Genomic DNA, 26,563 nt, shown 5'->3' with positions numbered 1-26,563 from the left:
AGCGCGGCACGTGCCTACCCTGAGGGCCGTGAACACCCGCAAGCGGAAGAAGCTCACCAGGCGTCTGATGGCGGCGGTGTTACGCGACGACGCGGCGGTCGCCGGTGCCCTCCTGCGCCTCGGGGCGGACCCCGACGCGGCCGACCCCGACGGTACGACCCCGCTGTACCAGGCGTCGGTGCACGGCGCGGTCGACCTCGTGCGGCTCCTGCTGGAGGCCGGCGCCGCGCCGGACACCGAGAGCGGCCACGGCCAGGAGGGAACGCCGCTGTGCGCCGCGGCGGCCTGGGGACACACCGACGTCGTCCGGGAACTCCTCGCCCACCACGCGGACCCGAACCTCCGCGAGGACCGGGGCACCGGCTACGCGCCACTGGACTGGGCGCTACGCGGCGACCACTCGTCGACAGCCGATCTGCTCCGGGCTGCTGGTGCCCGCTCCCCCACGACGGGCATCTGAGACGCCCTGTCGCGCGGGCCGACGTACGGCCGGAACCCCCGGTTACTCAGGCGAGACAGTCGGCGGAGACGTCGGCCAGGGCGGTCACGACGCTCGGCTCGTGGTTCTCGCGTCCGTCGGCGGTGCGTCCGGATCGAGCCGTGCGGCCAGCTCGCGAACAGCCGTCGCGTACGCCTCATCGGTGTGGTACGGCCAGTGCTGGTGGATCGGTGGCGGGACGGTGTCGTCCGGATCCACGGTCAGCCCACGGGGGTCGCGCAACCGCCGGTCGACCGCACCCGCGGGTCCGGCCACGCGTGGTGGCTCGTTCGGGCGGTGGGCGGAGAAGATCGGACCGCCGATCGGGTCGGTGTCCCGCCACAGGTTCACCCATCGCCAGCCGATTCGGTTGCCGACCTCGTACAGCGTTCCGTCGCCGAGGAAGGCCGGGCAGAGCCGGGCGTAGACGCGGTGCAGCGGGCTGCCGTGGGTGAGCAGCGCCACCCGGGGTAGTACCGTGTCCGGCAGCTGGAGGAGAGCGGCGGCGGTGAGGACCGATCCGTGGCTGTGCCCGGAGAGGACGACTCCGCCCTGGGCGGCCATGGCGGTGATCCGCTTGGCGAGTTCCGGCACCGCCCGCTCGGCGTAGCAGGGCGGCGCGAACGGATGCACCGTGCGCGGCCAGAAGGTGCCCAGGTCCCAGATCACCGCGATCGTGCGACGGGTCTCCTCGGACCGGTAGGACAGCAGCCCGAGCGCGACGATCCCCAGCGCCACCAGTCCGATGACGTACATCCCGACATCGGTCGCGAGCGCCAGTCGCGTGGCCGCCTCCCCGTCGGTGTCGGCCAGTTTCCGGCTCAGTTCCGCCGGGCCGATACCGACCAGATCCAGCGCGACCGTCGTCACGCCCAGCAGCGAGAGCACCAGGAAGATGGTGAAGATCGGTCCGAACTGATCGGCGACCGCGGCCCGGGCGACTGTCTCCCGCACGGTGACGCGCCGGGGCAGGGCGTCCGGCGACGGGTCGGGGAAGTCCCGCGCGACGATCTCGTCGGCCAGGCGGCGACGCCGCCGTCGGGTCGTCGCGATCCGCCAGAGGACGGCTGCGGCGACGAGCAGGACGGCGACCAGTCCGGCGAGCGCCGCCCAGCGGTAGGGGACGGGTGGCTCCAGCGGCGGTCCGCCGGCGGGGTTGGGCCGCGCCGGGTTGGGGATGGCCCCCCGGTCGAGCAGGTCGGCGACGCGGTAGACGAGGGCGGCGGCGAACCCGTACGAGGAGGCGACCGCCGCGGTGGCGAACACCGGGGTGGCCAGTCCGCCCAGCCAGGACGTGGCCGCCGTCCGGCTCCTGCGGCGCTGCTGGAGCGTGGTGACGACGAGAATGCCCAGCAGACCGGCCTGGACCCCGATCAACGCGGCCACCGCGCCCTCGTGCCCGGGCAGCTGCCCGCGTGGTGGATCCGGTGCGAACGGCAGCGCGGTGTAACCGAGGGCCAGCAGGGTGAGCCCGATCGCGACCCGTTGCAGCGCCCGCATGCCGCGCATGTCGACCAGGCCCCGACCGGGCCCCTCCCTGGTGTGTCGGGCGGGCACACAGAGCAGGACCACACAGGCCGCCAGCTGGAACCAGACGGCCACGAAGAGCACGTACGAGACCGGCGTGGGGTGGATGTGGATCTGCGCGCCGAGCAGGATCGCGGTGAGCACGCCCAGCCCGACCGCCACGTGGATGGCGCGCAACCGCTGCACGACGAGCGCGTCGTTCCAGAAGCCGGGGCGGTCGATCCGGTCCTCGCCGGCGGCGCTGCCCTGCCCGTCCGGCGCCGAGAACGCCTCGAACGCCCGGGCGGATCGCTCCCCGATCCACCACAGCAGGCGCAGCGCGCCGATCGGCAGCAGCGCGAGCAGGGCCAGCCGCAGACCGAGGGGCAGCTCCCCCAGCCAGGACAGGTAGCCGCGGCCATGGGTGCAGGGGCGGTAGGGGACGCACTGCCAGCCGACGATGTCGACGGTCACCCCCACCACGGAGAGGACGTATGAGGCGGTCAGGGTGGCGGCGAGCAGCCGGCACAGCGGCCCGATGATCCCACCCGCCCCGCCGGTCGCCGGTCGGGTCCAGACGGCGAGGTTGATCAGCATGAACGGCAGCAGGAACAACAGGGACAGGGTTCGTACGGCGGCCCCGGCGGTCAGCGAACCCCAGCGGTACGCCTCGGTCCGCAGCCCGCCCGACGCCCCGTCGGGTCCGAACCCGGGGCGGGGGCGGTAGAAGCCGGCGTTGTCGTCGCCGGCCACCCGGATCACGACCGGGTGGTCCAGCAGTGTCTCGGCGGTGGCCCCGGAGACCCCGTGCACCCGGAGTTCCACCACCTCGTGCGCCAATGTCCCGCCTCCCGGCAGCTGCCGATCCGGATTCACGCTAGTGGCCGACCTGCTGCCGCGTGACCACTTCGACCAACTCCGCCGGTTCGGTGATCACCACCGGGAGACCGGTCCGGCCCTGGCCGCGTGGCGTTCGGCTACCCGGCGTTCTCGAACGGGTCACGCCCGATCAGGTCCCGGCACGCCGCCGCCACGTCGACGTTGCGGCCGTCCCCCGCCCCGTGCTCCGTGACCTGCTCGAACAGGGGGGTCAACGCCGCCAGCTCCGGCAACGTCAACACCGCCACCTGGACCCGGTCGTCGGCGGCGGTGTACTCCAGCCCGGCGAGCTGCGCGGACGGCATGAGTCCCATCTTGAACGGCCCCACCTCCCAGGAGGGCCCCACCGCCGCCGGGTCCACTTTCGGGGGCAGCACGTCCGACCGGGTGGGTTCCCGACCGGTGGTCTCCCGGATCACGTCGCCCACGGGGACCGGCTCCCCCGGGTGGGCGGCTTCGTACTCCCGCAGGGCGCGAACGACCCGGCCCGCCTCGTCCGCGCCGAGCCGGAACGACCAGGCCTGCCCGCCGGCTGTCGGCATGTTGTCAGTCATGTCGGCACGGTACGGAGACCACCCGGTCGCCACTGTCTCCGATCTGACCGCTCGTGCCCGTAACCGCACCGTGAGTGCGTCACCGACCCCGCACCCGCACGACCTCGGCCGGCGCTGCCACAACCACCGGAGCCATCTATTTATTTCAATATCGACATGCATTACAGTGGCCCGGTACCAGCCCGTACGGGTACGGGACGGCCCCGGCGGCTTCCCGGCATCCTACTTCCGTGGAGAGGTGCTCATGATCGGTAACTCCTCAGCGCGTCGCCGCACCCTGCTCGCCGCCGCCGCTGGTCTCGTCGCGGCGCCCTGGGTGGCCGGAACCGCGCATGCGGCGGTCCCGAAGGTCTACCTCGACCCCGGGCACGGGGGCACCGATCCCGGCGCGGTCGGAAACGGCCTGACCGAGAAGGCCCTCACCCTCAACATCGCGCTCCAGACGCGCGACATCCTGAAGGCCAACTGGAACGTCGACGTGCGGATGTCCCGCACCACCGACATCACCCGCAGTCTCACGTACCGCACCGACGACGCCAACGCGTGGGGCGCCACGATCTTCGTCAGCATCCACATCAACTCCGGCGGTGGCACGGGTTTCGAGTCCTACCGGTACCCGGGGACCACCGGCAACACCGCCGCGCTGCACAGCGCGATCCACTCCCGGGTCCTGTCGGGCATGCGCTCCGTCGCCTCGGTCACCGACCGCGGCATGAAGACCGCGAACTTCCACGTACTGCGGGCGACCGCCATGCCCGCGGTCCTGACCGAAAACCTCTTCATCGACACCGTCGCGAACGCGAACCTGCTCAAGAGCGCCGCATTCATCACGGCCACCGCGCGCGGGCACGCCAACGGCATCGCCAGCTACCTCGGCCTCTAGCCGTCCTCGGCACGGACGGGTGATGGCACGACTGGGATCGCGAAACAGGTGAGGGGCCTCCGGAGGAGGTGGATCGCGCCGAAGAGGCCGCACCACCCCCGGAGGGTCCTCGCGTCTAGCTGCCCAGCACGTCAGTGAGCTCGTCCCGGCTGCTGATGCCCAGTTTGGTGTTGATCCTGTAGAGGTGGTTCTCGACGGTGCGCACCGACACCACCAGCCGTCGCGCGATCTCCCGGTTGGACATGCCCTGCGCGGCCAGGGTGCCGATCTCCCGTTCCCGCCCGGTGAGGGGCAGCGGGTGGACCGTAGCCCTTGTCGCGGGTGTCCCGATCCCCTCGCAGCTTTCGATCAACCGGCGTACCCGTGCCTCGGCCTGATAGGCGGCCCCGCGCCGCCGCGTTCTCCGGTACGCGACGGTCGCCTGCGCGGCCGCGTCGGCGGCAGCCAACAGGTCTCCCATTCGTTCCAGCATGTCCGATACCGCCCGGAGGGCATCGCCGTCGTCTGCCGCCAACGCGCTCGCCTGCGCGGCGGCGGCCCGTGCGCGTGGGCCGTCCACCTGACGGGTCAACGCGGCGAGCCGCTCGACGGCTGACCGGTCACCGAGGCAGGTCGCCGTGTGCAGGGCCAGGACCTCGTGGGCGGACTGTCCGGCCACCGACGCCACCGACGCCGCCTCGCGCGCGAGCGCGATCGCCTCGCTCGACACTCCCTGCGCCGCAGCCAGCCATGCCTGCGACAGCAGCATGTCCGGCCGAAGGCACCGGATCATCGGGTGCTCCCGGGCACGCAGCTTCGCCGATGCTTCCGTCGCGGCCGTCAGGTCACCCGTGAGGGCCAGCGCGCGGACGAGCGGGATCAGGCATGCGTGTTCGAAGCCACCAGCCCGGTCGAACGGTTCGAGGGCGGCGTATGCCTCACGCAGCCAGCGCAGGGCGCTGACCGGCCGGCCCTGGGCCAGGAGCACGTCGCCCATCAGCATGCTGGCGATCGCCGTCGGCAACTCCAGCCCCTGGACCGACTCCCAGCAACCGTGCGCCACGTCAGCGGCCTGCCCGAGGTAGCCGGCCAGGCGCAGACCGGCCAGCTGCGCGGTGATCAGCGGGAACTGCAGGAAGGCGTACTCCCCCGCGCGGCCTGCCGCAGCCACGCCCTGCGTCGCCAGGGCGGCGAGTTCGTCGGCCCGGCCGACGGTGGCCAGGCCGATGACGTATCCGACCGTGGCGAGGAGGACGGAGTCGTCGGGCAGCAGCGGCGATTCGAGTGCCTTCACCGCAGCCTCGATCGCCCGAACCGGGCGGGCGAGTTGTCCGTCGAACATCGCGCGTAGGGCCATGAGCTGCCGCCGGCCGTCCTCCTCCGAGACCTGCGACTCGGCGGCTTCGAGAATCGCCTCCGCCTCGGCTGGCCGGGATGACATCCACGCAAGGTCCATGGTCCGAGCCATGGTGGCCCGGACCAGCTCGGCGTCTGTCCCGGCAGTCGCCGTCAGCACTGCGGAGTCGGCGTCCGAGGGACGACTCAGCCCATGGAGGGCGCCCAAGACGATCATGGATGCTTCGAACCCGCCGCCGGCTGCCTCCGCCGCTCGCCCGAGCCGTACCGCCAGTGGCAGGTCACAGAGCTGGCCGGCACGGCGGCCCGCCTCGATCAGCAGCCGCCCGTCCGGTTCGAGGTCCGAGTCCAGGGCCAGCACGGCGCGCCGGAGGATGTCGTCGGCCTGGCGATATCCGGCTTCGGCGAGCGCCTGACTGACCCGTCCGCGTAGTCGCCGCGCCCGCAGCGTCCCCATGCGGGCCCGCCTGACCTCTCCGAAGAGGGGATGCGCCAGCCTGGCTTCGAGCCGTCGCCCGACCTTCTCGACGCGGATGAGACCGGTCTCCTCGGCCCGTTCGATCGCCGACGGTTCGGCGAACCCGGCGAGCAGGCGGACATCCAGCGGTTCCGCGAGGGCGAGCACGTCGACCACCAGGCCCTCCGGCTCGGTCAACTCGCCCATCCGGATCGTCACCAGTTCCGTCAGCCCAGGTGACATCAGTGCCGCGCCGGACCACCGCCAGATGCCCCGAACCTGCTGCAGTCGGCCGGCCTCGGCCTCCCCGGCGACGAAATGCCGCAGGTACAACAGGTTGCCCTGGGTGATCTCCCATACGCGGTGCACGCTCGTCCGCTCCACCGGACCGCCCAGCACCGCCTCCAGGAACGATCCGGTCCGCTGCGGCCCGAGCGGCCCCACCTCGAACCTCTCGATGTGGCCGTCCTTCCACAGTCGCGTGACGAGCTCCGGCACCGCCTCGCCGGTGCGCACGGTGACCACCACCACCGCCGCACCCTGCACGACGAGTTGGTGCACCAGGAGCGCCGACATGTCGTCCAGCAGATGGGCGTCGTCGACCCCGAGGACCACCTGACCGTTGCTCGCACCCGACGAGAACGCCCGGACGGCTTCGGCCACGACCCCGGTCGGGTCGCCGCGCAGCACGCCGAGCAGCCCCGCGAACGCTCCCAGGGCGAGCCCACGCGACGACGCGGTACCGACGACCCAGCGAGTGGTGGCGCCCTGCTGCCCCGCCAGCGTGACCGCTTCGCGCGCCAGCCTGGTCTTTCCCACCCCGGCCGGTCCGGCCAGCAGTGTGCCGCGTCCGGCACCGGCCCGGACGACGGCCTCGATCGCACGTAGCTCCTCTTGGCGTCCCACGAACGGCCACGCTCGCCCCATAAATGAAGGCTAATGTCACTCGCGGTGATGCAACAGCCTCGAACAGCGATTGCCCGATGTCTTCCCCCTCCCGGCGGCGATGCCGACCCACGCCGGCAGCCGATGTCGCCCCACGCCAGCCGCGCCTCCGCCCCGGTCGGGCCGTAGCCCGCCCGAAAGCCGGGGAACCGCGCCTTCTCCTCGCTCGCCCCGGCGCACCCTGGCAGATGAGTACCGCACTACTCACGACATGGACCTGCGCCACCAATAGCTTTCATTACGTGCCCGCTCGGGCCGCACCGACGGCGACGGGATCCTGTGGAGAGTCGCCGTCCCGATCCCTGGAGAGGACCCCATGAAAGCACTCACCAACGCGATTCGGCCACGTCGCGATTCACGGCTTCCTGGCCGACTCGTAGCGGTTCTCGCCGCCGCGACACTCATCGCCACGACGGCACTGACCGCCGGCACCCCGGCTGCCGCCGCCCCGCTCGACAGTCCCTCGGCGACCGGTCCGGGCCAAGCAGGAGACAAACCGATTGTGCATCGGGTACCGCGCGTTCCCATCACCATCGACGGCAGATCGGTCAGTCCGGACACCATCACCAAGTACAATGGACGGCCGCTCTACATGGCCCCGCTTCCGGAGGGGCGGCTTGCCGTCTTCACCAAGCCCGCCGACTTCGAGCGGTTCGTGAGTGGTCGGGGCGGGCCGGCACACGCGCTGGCCAAGCCGGTGAAGAACGCCGACCCCCGCACGCCGCGGCGAGGCTGGGGCTTCGTCGAAGCCGGCAAGGAGGCGACCGGCCCGTCGACGCAGGAATGGCCTTACACCGGTTCGGTCCTGTGGGAGCACATGCACCTGGGAGGCTACGGGCTCTGGGTGGAGGACGGCTGGGGGTATTCGGATCTGTCGAAGGTGTCGATGCCCTGCCCATTCTGCGGCTCCTACAACGACAAGGCCTCTTCGGTATGGACATCTGCCGTGTCCTACCTGGTCGTCTGGGAGCACGCCAACTACACCGGATCGACGTTCTGGTGGCCGCCGGGAACGACCCACAACTACCTCGAAGACATCGGCTGGAACGACCGGATCTCGTCATTCGCCTCGTATCGATGAGCTTCCGATCGCATCGGTGCCCGCGTCTGATCCGGAATTGCTGGGGCGGCGCCAAGAAGCGTCGACTCTGATCCTTGCCGACGTGACCTCCTGAGGTCACACCCCGGACGGGCCTGTCACCGACAGGCCCGTCCGGTCTGTGTTCTCGACCTGTTCGTGCCGGGTCGCCAGGGTGTCCGGTCTCGGCGGCCGCCGGCAGCTTCCGTTCCGGGCCCCGGGGCGACTCACGCGTCGGCGTCGCGTGGTTGTCGAGCACCCGCGACACGATTACCCGACTGACGCCCGCCAACTCCACTCCGTCACTTTGGGTGACGCGCCGGGATGCCGGGGGGGCACGGTGGCATCCGCCGCGGCCCCCGATACGCGTCGGCACCCGGGACCGGAAGCGGGCCGCGCGGGCCGACCCGGTCGACGTCAAGGGGTGACGCAAGATTTCGGGCCGATGAACTCCCTGAACTAATGCGGATTAACGAGCCGCCCCCAGGCGCCGCCGCCAACGCGGCGCGCCGCAGTCCCGCCATGGGAGACGCTTCGGCCGCAACCTCTTGACAGGGCGCCAACTCGCCCAGCAAGATTCGAGAAACAAGTTAGTAATACGTATTAGCAAGCCGTTCTGACTCACTCGCAGTCAGCTCACGCCCTGCCGATGCATCACGGAGTGTCACCTTGAGCTCCACCAGTCACCAACATCGCGGCAGACGTGGGCCGACGCCGAACCATGTCCGCGTTCCCCCATCGGCGCCCGTCCCCGTACCGCCCGTCCCGGTACCGCCCTGCGTCCGATTCCACCCCTGAAAGGAAGACGCATGACGCGAACATCCCTCGTGCCACGCCGCCGCGCCGCCGCCGCAGCAGCCGGCGCCGGGCTGCTGGTCACCGCCCTCGCCGGCGCCCCGCCGGCCGCCGCGGCCGATTCGAACTTCGCCTTCCCGCAGTTCAGCTACGTCGGCAACGCCTTCGACAAGAGCACCCTCGACTACAACCCGACCAACGAGTTCATCTTCCCGAGCATCATCCGGGCCGCCGACTACTTCCCGAACCCCCTCGGCACCTACTACCTGTACTACGCCCCCCACGAGCGCCCCGGCGGCATCGCCCTGGCCTACGCCGACTCGATCAACGGCCCCTGGACCGAGTACGCCGCCAACCCGCTGATCAGCAACAGCTGGCTACCGCACTACTCGACGGTCAGCCACGTCTCCTCACCGCACGCGATCTGGGTCGAGGGCGAGCGGAAGCTCTTCCTCTACTTCCACGGCGAGAACTCCATCACCCGGTACGCCACCTCGGACGACGGCATCCACTTCAGCTACGGCGGCACCGCCGTCAGCCGGGACGCCACCACCGGTGGCGAGACCTCCTACGCCCGGGTCTTCGAGCAGTCGGTACCGAGGCTGGGTACGCGTTACCTGATGGTGTTCATGGACAACCCCACGGCGGCGCTGCCGGGGCCGACCGGACCCGTGTCACGCCGGATCCGCTGGGCGGTGTCCCACGACGCGAGGACCTGGACGATCCAACCGGAGCCGCTGGTGACCCCTCGGGGCATCCAGGGCCCCAACGCCTCGGGGCCGTTCTTCCTGCGCTGGGAGAACCGCAACCTGGTGATCTTCCACGCGGCCGACGGCAACATGCACGCCGTCGACGTCGGTGACGACTTCGACCAGGAGACCCACCTCGGCATGGTGCACGACTCGATGACCGTCGCGCCGGACCTGGGCCGCTCGGCCGCGCCGACCTTCTACTTCGACGGCCAGACCGTGCACATGTACTACGAGGCGGGTGGGCGACTCACCGCGACCATCGGCCACGCGGTGGCCAACCTGGCCGAACCGCCGCCCACCCGTCCGGTGGACTGCGTGGTGGACCGACCGGTGCTCTGGCCCCCGAACCACCGCATGGTCGAGGTCACCGTGACGGCGGATCTGCCCAACGGCGTGCTCGGACCGAACGCGCTCACCCTGACCGGGGTCACCGGCGGTACGGCTGAGGACGTCGAGGGGTTCGTCGACGGCACCGCGGACTTCGGCGGGCGACTCCGCGCAAGTCGCCCCGGCAACGGCGGCGACCGGGTCTACCACCTGACCTACGCCGGCCACGACGAGATCGGCCGTCCGCTCGGCTGCACCGTCACCGTCACCGTTCCCCACGACCGAGGCAACGGCTGACCCGGCGGTCGCACCACCGGCCCCGGTCCTGACACCTCCATCCAGGTCGGTGCAGGACCGGGCCGGTACCCACTACGACCCGATGGTCGGGGCTTCCGGGCGGCGGGCTCTCCGCCGACCTCGCTGACCATGCGACGCATCGGTCCAGCGCCGGCGGGGTGAGCGGCAGCGCCCGGTCAGGCGCTCAGGGCGGACAGCGCGGTAAGCAGGTAGAGGCAACCGCCGATCATCACCGCGATGCCGGCGAGGGCGGGAATCCACGCCGCGAGCGTCGAGGCCAGCGGCCACCGCCGGGAGCGGGTCGCCACCAGCGCGACTCCGCGGATGGTCACCACACCGACGCCGGTCAGGGTGAGCGCCATACCGGCTCCGAACGCGACGACGAGGACGACCGCGTCGAACGCACGACCGGTGAGCAGCCCGCTCACCAGCACGATGAAGGCAGACGGCGACGGCAGGAGCCCACCCGAGAGCGCGAGGGCGAGCAGTCCCCGCCGTGACCACGGATCGGTCAACTCCTCGTGGTGGTGGTGTCCGTGGGAAGAGGACTCGTCGTGCGTGTGGGAACGGTCGGAGGCGTGCTCGCCCGGATGGGCGTGGGCGTGCACCGACGCGTGGGCGTGCGTGTGGGAGTGGGAGTGCGCGTGGGAGTGGTCCCGTCGCCGTAGCTGACGGTAGGTCAGGTTGACGCCGACGCCGACCACCACCAGGCCGGCGGCCGCCTGCATCCAACCGGTGATCGCCTCCGTGCCGAGGCTGGCCACCCCGCTCAGGCCGACCCACGACAGTGCCAGCACGAGCACCGAGAAGGTGTGCATCACCGCGACGATGACCCCGAGGCGGAGCGCGTCCTGGTAACGGCCGCGGGTGCCCACCAGGTACGCCGCCGTGACGCTCTTGCCGTGTCCGGGCGCGACCGCGTGCGCCGCGCCGACGCCGAAGGCGACGATCAGCGCCACCCAGAAGGCCGCGCGGTTGTCGAAGAGCGCGACCAGCCTGCTGTCGAACCCGTTCAGGCCGTTCACGAACGCCTCCGCGCGCGTCGGATCCGAACCGCCGTCAGCAGCCCGACGACGGCCAGCGCGGCAACCCCGGTGCCGACGGCCACCGTCGTCACCGCCGCCGGTCCACCCGTCGGGGAGAAACCGAGGCGCTGCGTCGGCTCGGTCGCGGTGAAGAGCGTCCGCGCCGGGGTAGCGGGCGTCTCGGCGGTGAGCATCGTCCGGTACGCCTCGTTGAGGTCGGTCAGCGCGTCGAGAGTCACGTCCACCTCGGCGACCGGGCCGGAGCAGTCGAAGGTGACCTCGGCTCCCCGGTTCAGCAGGTTCTCCAGCGCCGTCACCTCGCTCGCGCAGGGCTTTCCGTTCTGCGCGACCACGATCCGGTCGAGCAGGTAGTCGCGTACCGCGGTCGAGCGCTGCAACTTCTGCTCCCCCGTCAGCTCGGTCGACACCGTGCCGGTGGCGGGGTCCTCGAAGGCGCCGAGCGACTGGCCGAGGGCCACCCAGTCGTCCTCGGCTGCTTGCCAGGTGATGACGACCTCGGAGCCGTCCGCGCTGATCCGCGCCGTCGACGGGGGTCCGAAGGGATGGGCGGCCGTCGGGGCGGCGGGCCCGGCGGCCACGGCCAGCGTCGCCACCGCCACGCCGAGCGGCACGGCGAGGGTACGGATAGGGATGCTCAACGGTTCTCCTGTTCGCCGCCGGGTGGTGCGGGCCGGCAACCGCCGGCCCGCACCTGGCGGGTTCGCGATGACGTGGTCGCGTCGACGGAAGCTACGGCTTCAGCTCGACGACAGTCCGCGCGCCGTTCTCGTTCTTGCGGATGACGAAGCCGTCGTGGTGCTGGCCGTTGGCGTAGCGGGCCTCGAACCGGATCTGGTTGGCCTCGACGTCGATCATCTGGTAGAGCTGCACGTCCTGAGCGGAGCTGCGGACCTCAGCGCCGTTACCGGTCCAGTTCACCCCGCCGTTGAGCTCGTACATCTTGCCGCCGGAGACGGACACGACGTAGGCGACGCCCTTGTGGACCTGGGCCGAGAGGCGGTTCTCGACCTTGTTGCCGCGGCCGTACGAGTGGTCGTGGCCCTGCAGGACCAGGTCCACGCCGTACTTCTCGAACAGCGGTCCCCACTGGTCACGGACGTTGGGGTTGTTGCGGGTGCCGGTGGTCGAGTAGACCGGGTGGTGGAAGGTCACCACGGTCCACTTGTTGGGGTTGTCCTTGAGCAGCCCCTCCAGCCACGCCGTCTGCGCGGCCATGAGCTCGGCGTTGCTCTGCTTGTTGGTGTCCAGGCCGATGAACCGTACGCCCTGGTAGTCGACGTAGTAGGCGGTCTGCTTCAGGTCCGCGTTGCCCGGGCCGTTGTCCGGGTAGGCGAACTGTGGCCGCCAGAAGGTGGACAACTGGCCACCGCTGTACTCGTGGTTGCCGGGGATCGAGATGTTGTTGACCTGCGCGTTGATGAAACCGTCCGCGCGGTGCCACTGGCCCCACTGCTCTTCGCTGTTGGCGGAGTCGATGAGGTCGCCGGCGTTCACGATCATCTTGGCCTGCGGCCGGTCGGCGAAGGCCTGCCGGAACACGCGCGGCACCGCGCTGTCGATGTAGTTCTGCGCGTCGCCGTAGTAGACGAACGAGAACGGTTCGAGATCGCCCGCGGCGGTGGTGAAGTCGATCCACTCGCTCCAGTTCGTGCCGTCGCCGACCCGGTAGGTGTAGCGGGTGTCCGGCTTGAGGCCGGTGAACTCCGCGGTGTGGAACGTGGAGGCGTATCCCAGGGAGGTGTTGACCGCGCTGGTGTTCAGGGCGCGGACGGTGGTCACGGCACCGGTCGCCGGCACGACCTCGCCCAGGGCGCGCGGCGCCTCCAGGATCTGCGCCTGGGCCCAGGTGGGCTCCGCGTCGGCGCGCCAGGTCACGCGCTGGCTGGTCGACGGTGTGGTGGTCGGGATGAGCATGATGCGATCGGGCATCGGGGACGGCTTGTGGATCTCCGCAGCCGGGAACTTCGTCGGAACGGAGTCACCGAGCGCGGGGCCGACCGCGACGCCACCGACGAGCAGCGCGGTCGCGCCGATCGCCGCCAGGGTCACGCGTCGGGTCCCGCTGAACCAAGGCCTCTTGACCTCACTCACGGTTGGGTCCCTCCAGAATCGTCGTGGGGAGGTGAGCCCCGTTATCCACGCCTTGTTGATCAACGAACGATGGTCGTCGGCCTTGCCGGCGGGTGAACCCGGGACGAAGCCATGCGAGCTGTGAGTCAGATCATCTGGATGCTGAGCAGGGAAAACACGGACTGGTCAGGCATCACCACGGCTCCATCCGGTGGACACCTGGAGTTGGCCTCGGCGCCAGCCCGCCGCGCCTACCATCGGCCCGTCCCACTGGTCGGAAGAGTCAGGTGCCCGATGAACGTCGCCCGGCAGGGTCACAGGTGGTGGTCATACCGTCGGCCGGCGGCGGCAGCCGTCAGCGTCGCCGCGCTCGGCACGCTGTTCGTGAGCCCGACGCCGCCCGTGCTGGTGAAGGACGACAGGTTCATCACCGCGGCGACGACCGGCATCCTCGACATCGAGGTCACCGAGTGTTTCGACGACCCCGCCTACTCGCGTTCGGCGAACGAGGAGGTCGTACGCTACCGACCGTGCGGCGAACGGGCTGACAACCAGGCGTACGGCATCGTCCACGTCCCCGACGGCCCCTTCGACCCCGACGCGCTCGCCACCTTCGCCTGGGACAGTTGCGAGCGGGGCTTCGCCCACTACTGGGGCAGCAGGGAGGAGTCGGGGCTGGACTACTACCCGATCGTCCCGACGGCGGAGACCTGGGCGGACGGCGACCGCGACGTCATGTGTGCCGTCTACAACCCGCAGGGGAAGCTGCCCGGCTCGGCGCTCCCCCGGCACGACCCCTTCGGCTGACGTCAGCGGTCACCGTCCGGCGTGGCCCCGGTCAGCGCCGCCGGGTCGAGGCCCCCGCCCGGAGCGGGATCGCACCGTGCCGGGCGAGCGGGTTCAGCGCCCGGGGCGGGAGCGTCGCGCAGGGTGTCCCCGTGGTTGCCCTGCGCATATATATGGAGTACTTTCGATCCGTGTCTCGACTGACCCCTCATCGGAACGTGGTCCGAGACGCGAACGTGCGACCCCTGACCACCAGGGCCGGTCGGTGACCGCGCCGGGCCCGGACGACGGCCCGGCCGAAGCGCCACCCCGGGCCTCGCTCTGGCAGGTCGTCGGACTGGTCGCACGGGCCGGTGGTCCGTCCTTCTACGGCGTGCTGGCGACGATGTGCGCGACCGGGCTCGGTCTCGCCGCGGTGCTGGTCCTCGGCCGTGGCCTCGCCGCCGAACTGGCCCGGCACCAGGGTCGGCCGGCGAGCCTGTCGGTATGGGTCCTGCTCGCCGGCGTGATCCTGCTGGTCTCGGTCATCGCGTTCGGCCGGATGGTCGGCGGCGGGCTCCACCGCTTGCTCACCGAGCGGGTCATCCGGTGGTGCGAGGAACAGATCACGCTGCTGTCGGCCCGCAGTGATCTCATCGAGTTCGACTCTCCGGCGTTCCACGACCGTCTCGTCCGGGCCCGGCGGGCCTCGACGTCGGCCCTCCAGATCACCCTGGCGGTGCCACGGGTGATCGCCTCGGCCCTGACCGTGGCCGGTCTCGTGGTCGCCGTGGCGCTCACCGCGCCGGTCCTGCTGCCGGTGGCGCTGTTGTCCGGGCTGCCGGTCCTGCTCACCGGCCGGGCCCTCGGCGAGCGACTACTGACCTTCACCTGGGGGCACACCCCCAGCGACCGGGAACGCCAGTACATCGAGAACATCCTCGAAGCACGTGACCAGGCCGCGGAGATCCGGGTCTTCGGTGTCCAGGAGTTCCTCGCCGACCGGTGGCGATACCTGTACGACGAGCGGATCGCGGAGATCGCCGCGCTCGTCCGGGGATTCCTGCGCCGGGCCGTGGTCGCCGCGCTCGGGGTCGCGGTCAGCCTGACCGTCCTGCTGGTCTCGCTGGCCTGGCTGTTGGCTCGCGGCCACGTCGACCTCCTGGCGGCGGCCACCGTCGGGATCTCCGTGCTGGTCCTGTCCAACCAGTCGCAGACCATCGCGGCCAACGCGGGGGCGCTGCGCGAACACTCCGGGCAGATGGCCGACTTCCTGGAGACCATGCGGCTCCTGGAGACACTGCCGGGTGGTGGCCGGGACGCCCCGGCGGCCGGCCCGTTGCACCGCCTGGAGGCGGACCATCTCACGTTCCGCTATCCGGCCGCCGACCGGCCCGCGCTCCGGGACGTCACCTTCGCCCTGGACGGCGACGAGATGGTGGCGATCGTGGGGCACAACGGCTCCGGCAAGACGACGCTCGCCAAGCTGCTGTGCGGACTGTACGCGGCACAGTCCGGGGAGGTCCGGTGGAACGGCCGGCCGGTCCAGGGGCAGCACCTGGGGAACGAGATCGGCGCGGTGTTCCAGAGCTTCGCCCGCTACTGGTTCTCGGCGGCGGACAACATCCGGGTCGGCGCGGCCCCGGACACCGACGGCACCGACCTGGCGAGGGTCCGCGCGGCAGCCCGGGAGGCCGAGGCCGACGCGTTCATCGAACAGCTTCCCCGGGGGTACGACACGCTCCTCGCCGCCGAACTGGCTGGTGGGGTCGACCTGTCCGTCGGGCAGTGGCAGCGCCTGGCCATCGCCCGGGTGCTGTATCGGGACCCGTCCCTGGTCGTCCTCGACGAGCCGACCGCCTCGCTCGACGCCGAGGCGGAGGCGAAGATGTTCGCGACGCTTTCCCGGATGCGTGGCCGGCGGGCCGTCGTCGTCATCAGCCACCGATTCTCCACGGTACGGGCAGCCGACCGGATACTTGTCCTCGAACACGGCCAACTCACCGAACAGGGCACACACGAAGAGCTGATGGCGGCGCGCGGGACGTACGCGCGGATGTATTCACAGCAGGCTTCCGCCTACGTGTAGGAAAACTGGATGCCGCTCGCGGGTGGCCTCCGGGAGGTGGAGATACCGCCACCGGCGGGACGGACGTCCGGCGCGGTCAGGGCTGCCGGCTGCCGGCCACGCCCCCCGGAACCACGAAAAATAATATTGTCGATTTTCGATGAATGCAGAATAGGATCATTTGCGAAAGGTTGAATCCGGAGAATTTGTCGACTACGTTCTGCATATTGACCAGCGTTGCCTGCGGGCACGGGAGGTGCAACAATGGCAGTCGAAAGCCGAAAGCTGCGCATGCTCGGTGACGGCATGCACGGCGACAACACGGTCACCACGTCGACCAGCACCTGGGACGTGGACAACGCACCACTCGTTCTCCGCGAGACGTACACCCAGTCCTACGTCCAGGGCGTCTACGACGAGATCTCCGCCTCCGACGACGTGGAGTTCGCCGCACCGGCCGAGCCCCAGCTCTGCCCGTGCAGCGCCACCTTCTGACGAGGATCCGCTAGCCCCTCCGAAGACGTTGCCGGCCCGGTACGCACACCTACGGGCCGGCAGCGCCGCGTCCCCGCGGTTCGTGGCCCGGTCCCGGCGATCCCGTCCCACTCACCCGGGGCGCCCACCCGAGTCGCGCACGCACTCCCGACGACACCCCTCTGTGAGGAGCACGTGTCCCGCCTCGATTCCCTCGGGTCCAGTCTGCGACCGGCCTTCTCCGGCCGCGAGCCCACCTTCGTCAGCGACTCGGCCGCCGTCGTTGACGTTCTGCGGCAGCACGGCCTCACCGCCCGCCACTACGGCGAACTCCCCACGACCGACCCCGACCTGCTGCTGGACGTGGTCGCGATCCCGATCGACTTCGCCACCACACCGACGGGACCGGTCATCGAGCGGTACTTCGCGAACTCCGCCATGCTGGTGCTCCCGGTGGCCTCGTTCTGCGGCACCGAGCGCGGCGCGCTGTACATGCTCGGCTACCTGGCCGACATCGACCTGCGGCGGTGCGTCGACGGGGTCCAGTTCTGGCTCGGCCAGTTGGAGACCGCCCCCCGGCTGCGACTCGCCGGTGGCGGCACGGACGTCGAGGTGGTCCTCGGTGACGAGGTCAACCTGATGAGCCCCAAGGGGAACGTGGTGATCCAGCGCGGCGAGTGGGTCAGCGTGGCCCAGTACCTCGAGGTGGGCCTGGTGTCCTCGCCGGAGACCCAACGACCGCACCACGACATGAACGGCACCTTCGTGGCCGAGGGCTTCGTCGTCGCGCACCACCGGCTCTACGCCGACCGGGTCAGACACACCGCGGAACGCACCTGGGACTACCTGACCGACCTGCGTGCGCGCAACCACCACGCCCCGATCGTCGTGGAGATCAGGGACTCCCGACCGGTCTCCCTGACCTGCGGCACCGAGTCCGTCCTCGCCGAGGTGCTGACCTTCGTCGACCCGAACAAGAAGGAGTACGTCAGCGAGTTCGGGTTCGCCGCCACCACCTGGCCGACCGACGACGTCGACTGGACGATCAACTCCCAGTTCAACGAGGCCATCGGTGGACTGCACATCGGCCTCGGCAACGGGGTGACCGGCGCGCACATCGACCTGGTGGCGCCGAAGGTGACCCTGGCATGACCGAGGTCCGGGACGCGGCGCACGACGAGTGCCTACGGATCGTCCGGGCCTCCGGCGGGACGCTCGCCTGGCACGTCAGTTGCTACGAACTGGTCCGGTCACTGCTCGGGGACGAGCGGCTCGGCCTGGCGCACCCGGTACCCCGGCTCGCCTCCCGCCTGCTGGACTCGCCGATGGTCGGGCCCCTCGACGTCACACCGGAACAGGAGCGCGCCCAGCACGACCTGATGCGGCAGGTCATGCAGACCATCGCGAGCTGGCGCGCCTCCCAGCGGCTCAGGCACATCGTCGAGGCGGTGGTCGACACCCACGTGCGACGTCTCGTCGAGGCCCCACGGCCGGCGAACTTCCACGAACTCGTCGCCGTCCCGGTCCCCCGGGCCATCGCCGGCGCGATCCTCGGCGTACCCGACGAGGACCAGGAGCACCTCGGCGTCCTCGTCGAACGTACCCACGACGACCACGACCGGCGGGGCGCGAGCGCGGCCGTGTCGGAGTTGCAGGGCTACATGCTGCGGCAGCTCCGGGGGCGGGTCCGCGCCCCCCGGGACGACCTGCTGACGGTCCTGTCCCGGGCGGACCGGTCCGGTGACGGCAACCCCGCCCCGCCGATGCAGAACCTCGCCGCCCTCATCCTGATCGCCGGCAGCGTCACCCCCACCTCGGTCATCGATCACGGACTGGTGCTGTTGCTCTCCCACCCCGAGCAACGGCCGCTGCTCGACGACGAGGACCTCGCCCCGGGGCTGATCGACGAGATCGTCCGGGTCCGCTCCTTCGTGCCGCCCCGACCGGGGGCGGATCCACCGAACGGCCTGTCCCGCTACGCGAACACCAGCTTCCAACTCGCCGACGCGCAGATCAACGTCGGGGACCTGATGATCCTCGACACGCACCGGGCGAACTTCGACGAGACCCAGTTCGGCGATCCGTACGACTTCGACGGGCGCCGGCCGACCAACCCGCACCTGGGGTTCGGCTACGGACGGCACCGCTGCCCCGGGGCCAACCTGGCCCGGCTCGAACTCGAACTGCTCTACCGGGCCGTCTTCCGCAGGCTGCCGACGATCAGGCTCGCCGTGCCGACCGACGAACTGCTCAGCCAGATCCGCCGGGACGGTGGCGTCGTGCGGACGCTGCCCGTCACCTGGGACTGACCGGCCATGGCCCGGACCAGCCGGTCGCCTGATGGGACGGTGCCTACCCGAACCGGACCGACCGTAGTGAGGTGAAGCCGACGTGACCGATGCCGGGACCGACTCGGGGCCAGTGATCCGGAAGCTCTCCTTCTTCGGCAGCGGGAGCCGACCGGCCCGCACCGTCGACACCCCGAACGGCACCTACCCGGTGGCCCGGGCCGGCACACCGACCGACGACCCGCCGCCCGGTGACGGAGAACCGAAGGGCTGCCTGTTCTACCGCCCGGGCTGCCCGTGTGGTGTGCCCTTCTGACCGTCTCCGGGTGGTCGACGCGGTCACCGGCCGCGACACCCGCGGCTCCGATGGCCGTACCGGTCACCCGTCGTACCGGCCCTGTCCTGCCGGTAACCTGCCCAAACCCGTCGGATACGGTGCGGGGATGGTGGGACTGTCGACGCGTCGTGGTCCGGACGGTTGGCGACCGCCGGCCCAGCCGAAGCCGCCGTCGACGCTGGACCTGGCCACCGCCGAGCACGCCGTCCTCGCCGACGACGCCACGTCGCGGCGGCTGGGCCTGGTCGACCTCGACCTGTCCGGGCAGTCGGCGGACGAGGTCGAGTTCGTCCAGTGCCGGTTCCGGCGTACGGATCTCAGCGGTGTCCGGCTGGCCGGCGCGCGGTTCACCGACTGCCTGTTCGAGAGCACGAACCTGGCGAACCTGCGGGCGGAGAAGTCGTCGATGCAGCGGGTCCGGCTGTCGACGGTGCGCATGACCGGGGTGCAGTGGATCAACGGCGCGGTCCGGGACGTTACGGTCTCGGATTGCCGGCTGGACCTGTCGTCGTGGCGGTTCACGACCTTCTCCCGGGTGACGTTCGAGGGGTGCAACCTGACCCGGGCGGACTTCCAGAACGCGGACCTCCGCGGCGCCCGGTTCACCCGCTGCGACCTGACCGGCGCGCAGTTCTCCCAGTCGACGATGGCGGGTACCCGCTTCGCCGACTGTGTGCTGGCCGGGATCGGCGGGGTGACCAGCATGAGCGGGGCGGTCCTCGCCCAGCAGGACCTGGCCGCCCTGTCGTACACCCTGGCCAGGGCGTTGGGTATCCGGATCGAGGGCCCCGACGACGCGTAGACCGGCCCGACCGAGCACATCCGTCGACGGCGTGACCGTGCCCGGCGCCGACGACAGCCCGACGGGCCACCGACCCGGCGGACGGCTGGCGACGGAACCGCGGTCGTCGCCCAGCGGGCAGGTCTCCCGACGCCCGTGGGGTCCGGCTGCGCCCCGGCACATCCGCGCCAGTCCCCCGACGTCCGGGCAGCCACCGAGCAGCATCTCCCCGACCCCGGACATCGCGCGTCGCCGATATGCGCATGGGTGGATGGTGCGGCCTGGCAGGATGGCATATGTGGGAGATGTGTCGACTAGAGCTAATTTGCCGCAAATCTCGCCGCTCGCGGGCGAGCCGATCAAACGCGCTGACGCCGAGCGGCTCGCGGGGGTCCTGAAGGCCTTCGCGGACCCCGCCCGACTGCGGCTGCTCAGCCTGATCCAGTCGACCCCCGAGGGCGAGGCGTCCGTGACCGACCTGACCGCGCCGCTCGGGCTCTCGCAGCCCACGGTCAGTCACCACCTGCGCATCCTCACCGAGGCCGGCCTGCTGGAGCGGGAGAAGCGCGGTGTCTGGGCGTACTACCGGCTGGTGCCCAGCGCGATCGCGACGGTCGCGGAACTCCTGACCCCGCCACGCAAGCGCTCGACGCGGAGGAGCCGCTGAACCGCGGCGATTCCGCCGTCCCGCGCGCCGGCCCCGGCCGCGCTCCCGACACCGCTCGGCCACCGACGGGCGCACACCGAGCCAGAAGGCCCGGACCTGCGTAGACACTGGGTGTATAACCTGAGTGTATAGTCGCTCCCATGTCTGTTGGCTTTGCCTTGCTGGGCCTGTTGGAGCGCGGCCCTCGACACGGTTACGACCTGAAGCGCTCGTACGACGACCAGTTCGGCCACGGTCGGTCGCTGCACTACGGCCAGGTCTACTCGACGCTGGCCCGGCTGCTCAAGAACGGCCTCGTCGAGGTCGAGTCGGAGCCCGGCGACGGCCCGGACCGAAAGCGGTACGCGATCACCGCAGCCGGCGTCACCGACGTGGAGCGCTGGCTCGCGCAACCGGAGCAGCCCGAGGTCTACCTGCAGAGCAGGCTCTACACCAAGGTCGTCCTGGCGCTGCTCACCGGCCGGGACGCGGCCGACCTGCTCGACGTCCAGCGGGCCACGCACCTCAAGCACATGCGGGAACTGACCAACCGCAAGCTCTCCGGCGACTTCGCCGACCAGCTCGTCTGTGACCACGCCCTGTTCCACCTGGAGGCCGACCTGCGTTGGCTGGAGCTGACCGCCGCCCGGCTGGACCAGCTCCGCGCCCAGGTGCGGAAGGAGAACCGTTGACCACCCCGCGCACCGGCTCGCCGCTGCTGGTGGCCGACGACCTGACCAAGACCTTCGGCGTCACCACGGCCCTGGACAACGCCTCGATCCAGGTGCACGCCGGGGAGGTGCTGGCCCTGATGGGCCCCTCCGGTTCCGGCAAGTCGACCCTGCTGCACTGCCTGGCCGGGATCGTCGCCCCGGACTCCGGTCGGGTGACCTACGCCGGCCAGGACGTCTCCGCGATGTCGGACGTACGGCGCAGCGCGCTGCGCCGTACCGAGTTCGGGTTCGTCTTCCAGTTCGGGCAGCTCGTGCCCGAACTGACCTGCCTGGAGAACGTGGCGCTGCCGCTGCGCCTGACCGGCGTCGGTCGGCGGGAGGCGCACCGACGGGCGACCGACCTGCTCACCCGCCTCGAGGTAGCCGACGTGGCGCGCAAGCGGCCCGGCCAGGCCTCCGGCGGGCAGGGCCAGCGGGTCGCGGTGGCCCGTGCGCTGGTCACCGACCCCAAGGTGGTCTTCGCCGACGAGCCGACCGGCGCCCTCGACTCGCTCAACGGTGAGCGGGTGATGCAGCTCCTCGTCACGGCCGCCCGTGAGACCGGCACGGCGGTCGTGCTGGTCACCCACGAGGCGCGGGTGGCGGCGTACTCCGATCGGGAGGCCGTGGTCCGCGACGGCCGGGTCCGCGACCCGGAGTACGCGCGGTGAGCGCCGCCGGCACGCCCGGGCGTCGCGGCCCGACGGCGTGGATCGACGACCTGGCGCTCGGGGTGCGGCTGAGCGTGGCCGGCGGCCGGTCCGGCTGGGCCCGGCTCGCCATGATCGCCGCCGGGGTGGGGTTGGGGGTGGCGATGCTGCTGGCCGCCACCGCCATGCCCACCGCCGGCGCCGCCCGCTCCGACCGGAGCGCCGCGCGGGAGCCGGGCCCCCGGGTGACGGCGCCCGGCCCGGACACCCTGCTCCACGGCGAGGTCCCCTCCCAGTGGGGGGCGATCCGCATCGACGGTCGCCTCCTCCAGCCGGAGGGGGACCGGGCGCCGGTGCCACCCGGCCTGGAGCGGCACCCCGCCCCCGGGGAGATGGTGGTCTCGCCGGCCCTCGCCGCGCTGCTGGACTCCCCGGACGCCGGCCTGCTGCGCGAGCGGTGGGACGCCCGGGTGGTCGGCACCATCGCGCCGGAGGGACTCGCCGGCCCGAGTGACCACCTCTTCTACCAGGGTGCCGACCACCTCGATGCCGACTCCTACGGGGTGGCCCGGATCGACAGGTTCGGCGGGCAGGACTTCGGGGAGCCCGGGGGCCTGCCCCCGGCGCTGCTGGTGCTGGCCATCCTCGGGCTGGTGGTCCTGCTGCTGCCGGTCATGATCTTCGTGACGACCGCGGTACGGTTCGGCAGCGAGAGCCGGGACCGCCAACTGGCCGCGATCCGCCTGGTCGGCGCGGACGGCGCCACGACCCGCCGGATCGCCGCCGGGGAGACCCTGGCCGGCACCGTGCTGGGGATGGTCGTCGGCGCGCTCCTCTTCCTCGCGTCCCGCCACCTGGTCGGCGACCTCCTCCCGGCCGGGTACGACTTCTTCCCCGCCGACCTGCGTCCGGTGCCCGCCCTGGTCGCGCTGGTCGCGCTGGCCGTGCCCACCGCCGCCGTCCTGGTCACCCTCTCCGCGCTCAGGCGGGTGATGATCGAGCCGCTCGGTGTGGTCCGGCGCGGCGGTGAGCGACGCCGCCGGCTCTGGTGGCGGCTCCTCCCCCCGGCGGCCGGCCTGCTCCTGCTCGTCCCGCTGCTCGACGGGCTGCCGGAGAACGGCGACGCCCTGGTCGAGGCACGGATCACCGCCGGGGTGACCCTCCTGCTGGTCGGCGTCGTGCTGCTGCTGCCCTGGCTGGTCCAGGTGGTCGTCCGTCGGCTCGGTGGCGGCGGCGTCGCGTGGGAACTCGCGGTGCGCCGGCTGCAACTCGACAGCGACACCGCGGTACGGGCGGTCGCCGGCATCGCGGTCTCCGTGGCCGGCATCGTCGCCGTCCAGGGCCTGCTCGGCTCGACGCAGACGGCCTTCGCCGGCAGGCACGGTGACACCGACCGGTTCCAGGCCTCCGTCGCCTTCTACGGTCAGCCGGCGGGGTGGCCGGCGGGACGCGCCGCCTCGGCCCTCGCCGACACCCCCGGGGTCGACGCCGTCGACGCCGTCTCGCACCTGCGCACCGACCCGGACGCGCCGGACCCGGTCAGCGTGCGGATCGCCGGCTGCGACGCGCTGCGGCACTACGCCGACCTGCCGACCTGCGCCGACGGCGACAGTTTCGTCGCCGCCGGGCGGGATCGGCCGGCGATCGCCCCCGGAACGACGTTGACGTTCCAGGACGAGGGCGTGGAGTCCCGGTGGACCGTGCCGACCGGCATGCGCGGTGTCGCGCAGTACGACCCGCTCCTCGGCACCGACATCCTGGTCACCCCGGGAGCCTTCGACGCCGCGCACGAGCCGTACACGTTCCTGGTGGGACTGGATCCCGCCGAGCCGGAGGCGGTCGAGCACCTCCGCAACACCGTGCACCGGATCGACCCGTTCGCTCACCTGCTGGACTTCGACGACCCGTACCACGACAGCGTGTTCGCCATGGTCGAACGGGCGCTGCGGGCCGGCGCGGTCGCCCTGCTGCTGCTCATCGGCGCGAGCATGCTGGTCAACGTCCTGGAACAGCTCCGGGAGCGGCGGCGGCTGCTGGCGGTGCTCGCCGCGTTCGGCACCCGCCGTCGGACCCTCTCCGGATCGGTGCTCTACCAGGTGGCGATCCCGGTGCTGCTGGGGCTCTCCCTGGCCGTCGCCACCGGTAGCGCCCTGGCCGCGATCCTGCTCGCCGTGGTCGACGAACCCATCGCGTTCGACTGGGCGGCGATCGCCGGGGTCGCCGGCACGGCCGCGGTGATGGTGTTGGCCGTCACGGCCGCCACTCTGCCGCTGCTCTGGCGGCTGACCAGGGCCGAGGGGCTGCGCGCCGAGTAGGTCGCGGACCGGGCGGCGCCGACCCACGGGGCGGTGCCGCCCGGACGCCGGGCCGCCGCCGTCCCGTCGGACGGCGAGACGCCACGACACGCCGAAAGGCGAGTAGCTTTCTCGCTGGCGGGGCCGTGACACCATTGATCCGGTTCGGACCCGGATCCGCGGGATACGATCCGGTCGATCCGCACCTGCGGCCGGGCTGATGGCTGATGGCTGGTATCGACGCCGTCAGCCGACACCCTGGAGGAACGAGATGGTTTCAGGTCGATCGACTGCCCGGCCGTGGTTGCCGTACACCGCGGCCATCGTGGCCGGGTTCGCGGTCATCACGGCGGCCTACGTGATCGCCCGGCCGGCGGCGGACGTCGAGTGCACGCCGTTGGAGGTCAGCTCGTCGATCGAGAAGGACGTGCTCCTCGGCGAGCTGGCGGAACGCTACAACAAGAGCGATCGCCGGGTCGGCGGCGGGTGCGTCGTCGTGACGGTGCACGGGCTCGCCTCCGGTGCGGCGACGGACGCGCTGGCCGGCGAGTGGGAGGTCAAGCAGCCCGGCCTGCCACGACCACAGGTGTGGTTGCCGACGTCCAGCCTGTGGACCGGGCAGTTGACGTTGCTCGACGAGGCCGCCGGACGTCCCGCGCAGACCCCCGGCCAGTACCCGTCGATCGCGAACAGCCCGCTGGTCATCGCCATGCCGCAGCCGAAGGGTGAGCTGATCCAACAGCAGGGTCCCCTCGGCTGGGGCGAGATCCTGGGCTCGTCGGGGCGCACGGGCTGGGCCGCCTTCGGTCGCCCCGAGTGGGGGCGGTTCACCTTCGGCAAGGTCAACCCGCACCAGTCCACCTCCGGCCTGGCGGCCACGATCGCGTCGTACTACGCGGCCATCAACCGGGCCAGCGATCTCACCGAACATGACCTCGCGAATCCGGCGGTAGCCCAGTTCGTCCGCCGCATCGAGGCCAATGTGTCCCACTACAGCGACGACATCGTGGATCTGCTGAGGGACCGCGCCGAGGCGGACCTGTCCGGCACGGCGGCCCCGACGGACATGAGCGCGGTGGTGACGCAGGAGGAGTTGGTCTACCAGTACAACGAAGGGGAGCTGAGCCCGACCCGGGGCAAGAAGCCGAAGGTTCCGCTGGTCGCGGTCTATCCGAAGGAGGGCACGTTCAACCTCGACCACCCGTACGTGGTGCTTCCCTCGGCCAGCCCGGAGCAGCGTGACGCCGCTGCCGACTTCCTGACGTTCCTCCGGGAGCCGCCGCAGCAGCAGAGCTTCAGCCAGCACGGGTTCCGCGACCACGAGCGGAAGGCGTCCGGGCCGCTGACCGCCTCCGTCGGCGGGCGCGGGGCCCAGGAACTCACCTACTTCGAACCGCCGGAGCCCACCGTGGTCAAGGCGATCCTCGCCGGCTGGGGCACGCTGCGCAAGAAGGCGAACATCCTGCTGGCCGTCGACACGTCCGGTTCGATGAACGCGAAGATCGGTGACCGGACCAGGTTCCAGGTGGCGACCGGGGCCGCCGCCAAGGGCTTCGGCCTCCTGAACTCCGAGGACCAGGTCGCCCTCTGGTCGTTCTCGTCGGAGACGAGACAGCGGCCGAGGTCACCGTACAGCGAGGAGGTCCGGCTGTCGGCGTTCGACCAGAAGGCGCTCACCAAGGAGATCGACAGCCTCCACGTCGAGGGTGGCACCGCGCTGTACGCCACCGTACGGGCGGCGCACCGGCACATGCTCGACCGCTACGACCAGTCCCGGATCAACGCGGTGGTCGTCCTGACGGACGGCCAGAACGAGTACAACAAGGACAACGATCTCGCCCGGCTGCTCCGCGATGTCGCGTTGGACCCGGACCGACCGATCAAGATCTTCTGCATCGCCTTCGACGAGAAGTCCGACTTCGACACGCTGGACCAGATCGCCAAGGCGTCCGCCGGCAAGGCGTTCGACGCCCGCGACCCGGCGAAGATCGACGATGCGTTCGTCAAGCTGGTCAGTAGCTTCTGACGCCAGGCAGCCCGGGCGCTGGCCGTCCGGGAGCCGGTAGCGGAAGGTGGGTGCGCCCGGCCGGAACCGGGCACACCCACCTTGTCGTGCCAGCGCCCACCCGAAGGATCGGGCGCCCG

Annotated in this window: 22 protein-coding genes; 16 read left to right on the top strand and 6 right to left on the bottom strand. The window is 71.2% G+C overall.

The features are described 5' to 3' along the window. The first annotated feature begins 28 nt into the window (after window positions 1–28). On the top strand, window positions 29–460 hold the full coding sequence (locus GA0070618_RS22970) for an ankyrin repeat domain-containing protein (RefSeq protein WP_088983470.1): 432 nt from the start codon (window positions 29–31) through the stop codon (window positions 458–460). 84 nt (window positions 461–544) lie between these two features. Here the strand turns inward: GA0070618_RS22970 and GA0070618_RS22965 are convergent, their stop codons facing one another. Then, window positions 545–2,824 carry a hypothetical protein gene (locus GA0070618_RS22965; protein ID WP_231931413.1) on the bottom strand — a complete coding sequence of 760 codons (2,280 nt, stop codon included), beginning with the start codon at window positions 2,822–2,824 and terminating at the stop codon, window positions 545–547. 137 nt (window positions 2,825–2,961) lie between these two features. Continuing rightward, entirely contained in the window at window positions 2,962–3,417 is a 456-nt protein-coding gene (locus GA0070618_RS22960; RefSeq protein ID WP_088983468.1) for a hypothetical protein, read from the bottom strand. A 244-nt stretch (window positions 3,418–3,661) separates the two neighbouring features. Here GA0070618_RS22960 and GA0070618_RS22955 point away from each other — a divergent pair, with 244 nt between their 5' ends. Then, window positions 3,662–4,300, top strand: coding sequence for an N-acetylmuramoyl-L-alanine amidase family protein (locus GA0070618_RS22955; protein WP_088985760.1), 639 nt, complete (start codon window positions 3,662–3,664; stop codon window positions 4,298–4,300). 115 nt (window positions 4,301–4,415) lie between these two features. On the opposite strand, the gene GA0070618_RS22950 is transcribed toward GA0070618_RS22955, so the two are convergent. Further along, the gene (locus GA0070618_RS22950; RefSeq protein WP_197701604.1) at window positions 4,416–6,998 is read right to left on the bottom strand and encodes a helix-turn-helix transcriptional regulator; all 2,583 of its coding nucleotides are present in this window, start codon (window positions 6,996–6,998) and stop codon (window positions 4,416–4,418) included. A 355-nt stretch (window positions 6,999–7,353) separates the two neighbouring features. On the opposite strand from GA0070618_RS22950, the gene GA0070618_RS22945 reads away from it, so the two are divergent. Then, window positions 7,354–8,118, top strand: a complete 765-nt coding sequence (locus GA0070618_RS22945) for a hypothetical protein (protein ID WP_143740397.1) — start codon at window positions 7,354–7,356, stop codon at window positions 8,116–8,118. Window positions 8,119–8,924: 806 nt separating this feature from the next. Beyond that, on the top strand, window positions 8,925–10,286 hold the full coding sequence (locus GA0070618_RS22940) for a glycoside hydrolase family protein (protein ID WP_157748989.1): 1,362 nt from the start codon (window positions 8,925–8,927) through the stop codon (window positions 10,284–10,286). Between the two features lie 176 nt (window positions 10,287–10,462). On the opposite strand, the gene GA0070618_RS22935 is transcribed toward GA0070618_RS22940, so the two are convergent. The 3 genes from GA0070618_RS22935 to GA0070618_RS22925 form a co-directional block, all read right to left on the bottom strand. Next, entirely contained in the window at window positions 10,463–11,311 is an 849-nt protein-coding gene (locus tag GA0070618_RS22935; RefSeq protein WP_088983464.1) for a nickel/cobalt transporter, read from the bottom strand. Further along, window positions 11,308–11,970: a hypothetical protein gene (locus tag GA0070618_RS22930; RefSeq protein ID WP_143740398.1), complete on the bottom strand. Its 663-nt coding sequence runs from the start codon at window positions 11,968–11,970 to the stop codon at window positions 11,308–11,310. Before GA0070618_RS22930 ends, GA0070618_RS22935 begins: the two co-directional genes overlap by 4 nt. 91 nt (window positions 11,971–12,061) lie before the next feature. Continuing rightward, window positions 12,062–13,381: a purple acid phosphatase family protein gene (locus tag GA0070618_RS22925; protein WP_231931412.1), complete on the bottom strand. Its 1,320-nt coding sequence runs from the start codon at window positions 13,379–13,381 to the stop codon at window positions 12,062–12,064. 315 nt (window positions 13,382–13,696) lie between these two features. Here GA0070618_RS22925 and GA0070618_RS22920 point away from each other — a divergent pair, with 315 nt between their 5' ends. The 12 genes from GA0070618_RS22920 (at window position 13,697) to GA0070618_RS22865 (ending at window position 26,444) form a co-directional block, all read left to right on the top strand. Continuing rightward, the gene (locus GA0070618_RS22920) at window positions 13,697–14,209 is read left to right on the top strand and encodes a hypothetical protein (RefSeq protein ID WP_088983461.1); all 513 of its coding nucleotides are present in this window, start codon (window positions 13,697–13,699) and stop codon (window positions 14,207–14,209) included. Between the two features lie 244 nt (window positions 14,210–14,453). Then, complete coding sequence (locus tag GA0070618_RS22915; RefSeq protein WP_088983460.1) at window positions 14,454–16,256, top strand: ABC transporter ATP-binding protein; 1,803 nt, start codon at window positions 14,454–14,456, stop codon at window positions 16,254–16,256. Between the two features lie 243 nt (window positions 16,257–16,499). Beyond that, a complete protein-coding gene (locus tag GA0070618_RS22910) occupies window positions 16,500–16,730 on the top strand; it encodes a hypothetical protein (RefSeq protein WP_143740399.1) in 231 nt (76 codons plus the stop codon). A gap of 174 nt (window positions 16,731–16,904) precedes the next feature. Next, on the top strand, window positions 16,905–17,861 hold the full coding sequence (locus GA0070618_RS22905) for a hypothetical protein (protein WP_088983458.1): 957 nt from the start codon (window positions 16,905–16,907) through the stop codon (window positions 17,859–17,861). After that, window positions 17,858–19,018: a cytochrome P450 gene (locus GA0070618_RS22900; RefSeq protein WP_088983457.1), complete on the top strand. Its 1,161-nt coding sequence runs from the start codon at window positions 17,858–17,860 to the stop codon at window positions 19,016–19,018. The genes GA0070618_RS22905 and GA0070618_RS22900 overlap by 4 nt, the downstream gene beginning before the upstream one ends. An 82-nt stretch (window positions 19,019–19,100) precedes the next feature. After that, window positions 19,101–19,313 carry a hypothetical protein gene (locus tag GA0070618_RS22895; RefSeq protein ID WP_143740400.1) on the top strand — a complete coding sequence of 71 codons (213 nt, stop codon included), beginning with the start codon at window positions 19,101–19,103 and terminating at the stop codon, window positions 19,311–19,313. 127 nt (window positions 19,314–19,440) lie between these two features. Next, a complete protein-coding gene (locus GA0070618_RS22890; RefSeq protein ID WP_088985759.1) occupies window positions 19,441–20,136 on the top strand; it encodes a pentapeptide repeat-containing protein in 696 nt (231 codons plus the stop codon). 268 nt (window positions 20,137–20,404) lie between these two features. Beyond that, on the top strand, window positions 20,405–20,782 hold the full coding sequence (locus GA0070618_RS22885) for an ArsR/SmtB family transcription factor (RefSeq protein ID WP_088983455.1): 378 nt from the start codon (window positions 20,405–20,407) through the stop codon (window positions 20,780–20,782). A gap of 140 nt (window positions 20,783–20,922) precedes the next feature. Beyond that, entirely contained in the window at window positions 20,923–21,453 is a 531-nt protein-coding gene (locus GA0070618_RS22880) for a PadR family transcriptional regulator (RefSeq protein ID WP_088983454.1), read from the top strand. Next, window positions 21,450–22,145 (top strand): ABC transporter ATP-binding protein, encoded by a 696-nt coding sequence (locus GA0070618_RS22875; protein ID WP_088983453.1) that lies wholly within the window; start codon window positions 21,450–21,452, stop codon window positions 22,143–22,145. The genes GA0070618_RS22880 and GA0070618_RS22875 overlap by 4 nt, the downstream gene beginning before the upstream one ends. Beyond that, window positions 22,142–24,439 carry an FtsX-like permease family protein gene (locus tag GA0070618_RS22870; protein WP_197701603.1) on the top strand — a complete coding sequence of 766 codons (2,298 nt, stop codon included), beginning with the start codon at window positions 22,142–22,144 and terminating at the stop codon, window positions 24,437–24,439. The genes GA0070618_RS22875 and GA0070618_RS22870 overlap by 4 nt, the downstream gene beginning before the upstream one ends. Window positions 24,440–24,689: 250 nt before the next feature. Further along, window positions 24,690–26,444, top strand: a complete 1,755-nt coding sequence (locus GA0070618_RS22865) for a vWA domain-containing protein (RefSeq protein ID WP_231931411.1) — start codon at window positions 24,690–24,692, stop codon at window positions 26,442–26,444. The last annotated feature ends 119 nt before the right edge of the window (window positions 26,445–26,563 follow it).

The sequence above is a fragment of the Micromonospora echinospora genome, from assembly GCF_900091495.1.
GTDB lineage: Bacteria > Actinomycetota > Actinomycetes > Mycobacteriales > Micromonosporaceae > Micromonospora > Micromonospora echinospora.
Note: the sequence above shows the minus strand (reverse complement) of the source record. Positions and strands in the feature narration are given on the sequence as shown.

What these genes read in the sequence shown, in the direction of transcription:
- GA0070618_RS22945 (WP_143740397.1), top strand. Translation starts at nt 7,354, where the DNA reads ATGAAAGCACTCACCAACGCGATTCGGCCACGTCGCGATTCACGGCTT.
- GA0070618_RS22940 (WP_157748989.1), top strand. Translation starts at nt 8,925, where the DNA reads ATGACGCGAACATCCCTCGTGCCACGCCGCCGCGCCGCCGCCGCAGCA.
- GA0070618_RS22920 (WP_088983461.1), top strand. Translation starts at nt 13,697, where the DNA reads ATGAACGTCGCCCGGCAGGGTCACAGGTGGTGGTCATACCGTCGGCCG.
- GA0070618_RS22910 (WP_143740399.1), top strand. Translation starts at nt 16,500, where the DNA reads ATGGCAGTCGAAAGCCGAAAGCTGCGCATGCTCGGTGACGGCATGCAC.
- GA0070618_RS22880 (WP_088983454.1), top strand. Translation starts at nt 20,923, where the DNA reads ATGTCTGTTGGCTTTGCCTTGCTGGGCCTGTTGGAGCGCGGCCCTCGA.
- GA0070618_RS22865 (WP_231931411.1), top strand. Translation starts at nt 24,690, where the DNA reads ATGGTTTCAGGTCGATCGACTGCCCGGCCGTGGTTGCCGTACACCGCG.
- GA0070618_RS22960 (WP_088983468.1), bottom strand. Translation starts at nt 3,417, where the DNA reads ATGACTGACAACATGCCGACAGCCGGCGGGCAGGCCTGGTCGTTCCGG.
- GA0070618_RS22885 (WP_088983455.1), top strand. Translation starts at nt 20,405, where the DNA reads ATGGCATATGTGGGAGATGTGTCGACTAGAGCTAATTTGCCGCAAATC.
- GA0070618_RS22900 (WP_088983457.1), top strand. Translation starts at nt 17,858, where the DNA reads ATGACCGAGGTCCGGGACGCGGCGCACGACGAGTGCCTACGGATCGTC.
- GA0070618_RS22890 (WP_088985759.1), top strand. Translation starts at nt 19,441, where the DNA reads ATGGTGGGACTGTCGACGCGTCGTGGTCCGGACGGTTGGCGACCGCCG.
- GA0070618_RS22955 (WP_088985760.1), top strand. Translation starts at nt 3,662, where the DNA reads ATGATCGGTAACTCCTCAGCGCGTCGCCGCACCCTGCTCGCCGCCGCC.